General features: G+C 39.4%; 3 protein-coding genes and 1 pseudogene. All 4 read right to left on the bottom strand.

Annotation, left to right across the window (positions count from 1 at the left end; translation table 11 throughout):
* Nucleotides 1–102: 102 nt before the first annotated feature.
* On the bottom strand, nucleotides 103–738 hold the full coding sequence (locus LC574_RS28725) for a hypothetical protein (protein WP_229457045.1): 636 nt from the start codon (nucleotides 736–738) through the stop codon (nucleotides 103–105).
* A 9-nt stretch (nucleotides 739–747) separates the two neighbouring features.
* On the bottom strand, nucleotides 748–1,863 hold the full coding sequence (locus LC574_RS28720) for a hypothetical protein (RefSeq protein ID WP_229457044.1): 1,116 nt from the start codon (nucleotides 1,861–1,863) through the stop codon (nucleotides 748–750).
* Nucleotides 1,864–2,453: 590 nt separating this feature from the next.
* Nucleotides 2,454–3,857 (bottom strand): annotated as a pseudogene (locus LC574_RS28715) (hypothetical protein); the annotation flags it as partial.
* Nucleotides 3,853–4,065: a hypothetical protein gene (locus LC574_RS28710; RefSeq protein ID WP_229457043.1), complete on the bottom strand. Its 213-nt coding sequence runs from the start codon at nucleotides 4,063–4,065 to the stop codon at nucleotides 3,853–3,855. The pseudogene LC574_RS28715 and the gene LC574_RS28710, both read right to left, overlap by 5 nt.
* Nucleotides 4,066–4,327: the final 262 nt, after the last annotated feature.

The raw sequence follows: 4,327 nt of genomic DNA, 5'->3' as shown, positions 1-4,327 counted from the left end.
ATGGAACAGAATAATAAATAAAACCTAAAGATAGGCTAGATTTATTGCTGTGACTGGGTTTTAAGTTTTTGAGCCTTTCTATAAAACTGCGATTTTAATGCTCTACCATAAAACCAACGCAAGAACCGTAAAAGTAACAAGAGTAGCAATAAAATCTACCGACCATTGACCATCTTTAATTTTACGGGGTTCGGAAATAAACCGAGGAATCAAAGAGACTTGTGTATTGCCATTAAATATCCCTGGTGGGGTCATAGCAGCTAGCTTACGCAAAAATGCTGCCCGAAAATCGAGATTATCACTTATAGCGAATGCAGCTTCGTAAGAAGAAGTAGTTACCCTGCCATTAGAGTGGTCAGTTCTACCGACATCTATCCCAGTATCTTGCTTGGTAATGGGTTCTCCTTTTTCATTAAAGGTTTTATTGAGTCCATCCCAATTGAACATCTTGATAAATGTGTCATTAATAAATTTCTTAATAACTTCATTTGACCGTTCATTCGGCTCTACTGCTTGAGCAATAACTGATTCTCCTGATGATAATTGCACTAACGCTAATTGTTTTTTACCTAGACTACTTACTGCACCATAGTTGAGTAGTTGTAGTAATAGAGAAAGTAACGCCATCGAAAATCCACTCAGAGATATTATTCCGATTCTGGTTGGTACAGATTTATTAAATTTGAGAAGCTGTAATGGTTCTGCTTTCGGCTTATTACTATTTTTTATATTAAACATTTTTCAACTTTATTTGGAGAATTTTGAAGCTAAACTAACACCCCTTGTAAATACTGCTTTGCTAGCATCAATCGCAATTGAACTATAGGTTTCCGAGGCTTTATTGATTTGTTGGAGTACAGCTAAACCACCACCAGCCGCTAGTCCAGTTGCTAAGAAAGGAGCGAAAATGCCAATCGTAAACAGAAAAAATAGAGGTTGATCTGCCCTAGAGGTAGCAATTAATTGTCCCGCTAATCCGGCAATTACGTTGAAGCAAAGCTTCGCCATCCCTACAGAAAAATAACCAGTTAGCCAAGTAAAAATTGCTCTCCCACCATAAGGTAGCAAAGAACCGCCCACAGCTAAAGGCCCGATAAGTGCAGTCAGCAGCATCGTCAGTTCAATCGCCCATTGATAAGCTCCATTCAAACCAATCAGAATAATCGAGACAATTTCAATTACGCTTGAACCAATATAAGCACTAAAGGGAGAAAATATTATTTGCAGAGGATTAGCACCACTTTTAATAGCATCAACTGGTGCTTGAATAATTCTGTCAATCTTTTGAACTATCCATGAGAAAGGGCCACTAGAGCCAGTAAAATAACTAGGATAGTCTTGTTGAAGTCTATTTTTAGCATCTGATAAACATTTAATAGATTCTTCTGGAGTCAGAGATGAGGTTTTGCAATTTTCTATCTCTTTACCAATAGCGCCACGCACAGCTTCTACACCCAAGGCTTTTTGGTATGCAGCCCTTAAGTCAACACCTTTTGCTGTGTATGCTAGTACATATTGATTTGTATTGTTGATGTAATTTCTAATACCGAGAGTGCTTGCTCCTAAGACCTTGCCATTATTTGCTAAAAGTACTACAACTATCAACACCCAAATAAATTCTGTGTATGCACGTTGTTCATCACCTAAAAGCATTTTCTTTGTCCACTCAACCATGAAAAAAACAAATGTTGCAACGGCGAATAATACACCTACTTTGCACATAGCAGCATATAATTCACCCGTGATAGTCTCATCCCAAATTTCATTGAAACCTTGAGCAATAAAATCTGCCGTCTTAGTTGCAAGTTCAAGTAAATCCGCACCAGCAAATTGAGATTGAGCGAATAAGATTCTTGAAAACATAGTGTGAATTGGTAATGGGAAGCTCTTGTGCAGGGGAGCAGAGGTGCAGAGGGGCAGGAGGAGAAAAGGCTAACTCTGGGTAAGGGACTTCCAAATAAAAAAATGTTCCAAAACTGATGCAAAAACTCTCTCTATTCTTCCTCTCTGTGTTCTCTGTGTCTCTGTGGTTCGTTTATTTGGATAATTTATTTCTTGGAAGTCCCTAAATAAATAACTTGGGAACAATGCTTTAACAGTGAGATCGGGTTTTAATTCTCAACATAGCTCCTACGGCGCAGAGCCTCCCCTGCTCCTTTGCCCCCTCCCCTCTGCACAAGTGTTTGTCAATTTTCAGGCGCGGACGCGGGATCTAAACGAGACATTCCAATAAGTTCGTGGCTCAGAGAAAGCGTACCTAGTTCGTTCAAATCTTCTTTTTTACGGTTATTTGCTATGTTTTCTGCTACTTGAGTCAGCATTATATTGGAGTATGTAGTGTCCTGCCTTGCTTGCAAAGAATCTGTGCGTTGCTGTGCCAACATTGAAACTACTAAAGCATTCTGGGCTGCGATCGCCTTCAGGACATTTTGAGAAGCATCCATTTCTTGGGCAATGATTTCTAATGGGTATTTAAACCTCGCTATAAATGGGTCAACTGCACTTGATTGAATTCTTCCTACTAACCGAGTAGTGATGTTAGCGAAAATTTTAGAAGCGGCTTTTGACTGATAAATAGTTTCTGGTTCTTGAGCCGATAAAATCACACGAATCCCAGCTTTTGCACCATTAGCACAGAGTCTACCGATTAATTCAGCAATTGAATCAAATTGAAATAATATTGGTGCTTCATCTAAGAAAAATATACTGGCTTTTGATGATAAAGCTCGTCTGAGTGCCGCAGCATAAGCGCTCAGAGCTAAGATCGCTGCATCCGCCTCACTCGATAAATTTCTCAATGCAAAAACAAGTAACTTGGCATCAGTCCTGAAACTGGAAGGGCGAGAAATCGACTGTCCAACTCTTGTAGTTAACCAGTAATTAAGTCTGAGCCTAATTTGTTCTAAAGCTTCTATTATATCCCGACTATTACTCGCAATAGAATCTAGTTTAATAAATGCTGGCGAACAGTATTTGTAAAAGTCTTGTAGCGTTGGAGTATCTGACCACTCCTTAGTTCCTACCCCAGCCAATAGCGCCAATTTGTAGCGGAGTTTGATTTCATCATCGTTGAAAAATATTTTTAATGTCAGAGCAATGATTGACTCAATATTGGTAATCATGGAAGGACTAACCTCAATCATACTAGTTCCAATAATCATTGTCATCAGCACTGACTTCAAAAACTCTTTGAAATCATTCAATCTTTCATCGATAATTTCTGGTTCTAGTCCTCGCAGATTTGGTAACTCAAAAAGATTGTTGTATTCTTTAGAAATATCAAAGTAAGCCCCGTCTTCTCCTAATAAATTGGTGTAGTCAGTGAAAGTGGATGTACCATCTGGTTTGGGGTAATCCAATGCCACAACTGGAATACCTTGCGCTAGAGCCGGAGTCAATATACCTGCAACCAGGACTGATTTCCCACTTCGAGTTGCGCCAAAGACTGCCAGATTCTTGTGATTTTGGTATAAATCCAGGTACACAGGTGTTCCGCCCTCTTCTGCAATTAATTCAAAGCCTGTTGTGTCCCCGGTTGCTGTGCGAATTAATGGTATTAATCCCGGAGCTTCTGAACTGAAATAAGGAAGTCTACGGTTAAATGGTTTTGTTAATAAAGGTTCCCAAACAAAAGGACAACACTGAAGCCATACTTTCCAGGCGTACTCTAGCTCACGGTCAACTGCTGCTGGACGTAGAAAGAAAGAAGCAAGTTGACGACAAGCTTCATCTAATTCTCTGGTTGATTGACGATGTACTAAAAAAACAACCGCACTGTGTACGACAACACTACCTTTGTAAATCGTCTTTTGAGCTTCTACTGCTGACTCAATATTGAGCTGACTTTTCCCGTTAAGTCTCAAAAGGCTTACTCACAAAGGATTTTGGATAAAGCGTAGCACATGGGGTAAAGTAATTGAAATTCGGTGCTAAAGGTGACAAATAATGTTGGACTGGTGGGAGAAGAATTTTGCGACTTGCGAGTTGGGCGATCGCTTCATTATCTATCGTAGGAGTATTATGCCGTTGTGCATGATCAGAGTTTTGTTTTGGTCGCTTGGGCATGGTGGTAAACCAAACTTTTCATTACCTCGTTTAATAATTGAATTTACCCAACAATGTTGCCCGCTTCTTGCAAAGTTATTTTGTTGTTACAATACTTTTTCTTACCTTGTTTAAGTTGTCAATTATCTTTAAGATAATGATAATCAAATAGAGGGGGAGGAGGCAAGCGTCGCTTGCCTCCTCCCCCTCTCCCCATACACGATTATCATTCTTATTAAGACTGTTTTGAGTATTTTAGCTGATTGACAAAAGGCGCCTTATT

Origin of the sequence: Nostoc sp. CHAB 5715 (assembly GCF_020829685.1) — a bacterium.
Taxonomy (GTDB): Bacteria; Cyanobacteriota; Cyanobacteriia; order Cyanobacteriales; family Nostocaceae; genus Nostoc.
The sequence above is the reverse complement of the archived record's forward strand: the minus strand, read 5'-3'. Positions and strand labels throughout refer to the sequence as shown.

Excerpts from the sequence above, each read along its gene's own strand:
- LC574_RS28725 (WP_229457045.1), bottom strand. The coding sequence starts at position 738 with ATGTTTAATATAAAAAATAGTAATAAGCCGAAAGCAGAACCATTACAG.
- LC574_RS28710 (WP_229457043.1), bottom strand. The coding sequence starts at position 4,065 with ATGCCCAAGCGACCAAAACAAAACTCTGATCATGCACAACGGCATAAT.
- LC574_RS28720 (WP_229457044.1), bottom strand. The coding sequence starts at position 1,863 with ATGTTTTCAAGAATCTTATTCGCTCAATCTCAATTTGCTGGTGCGGAT.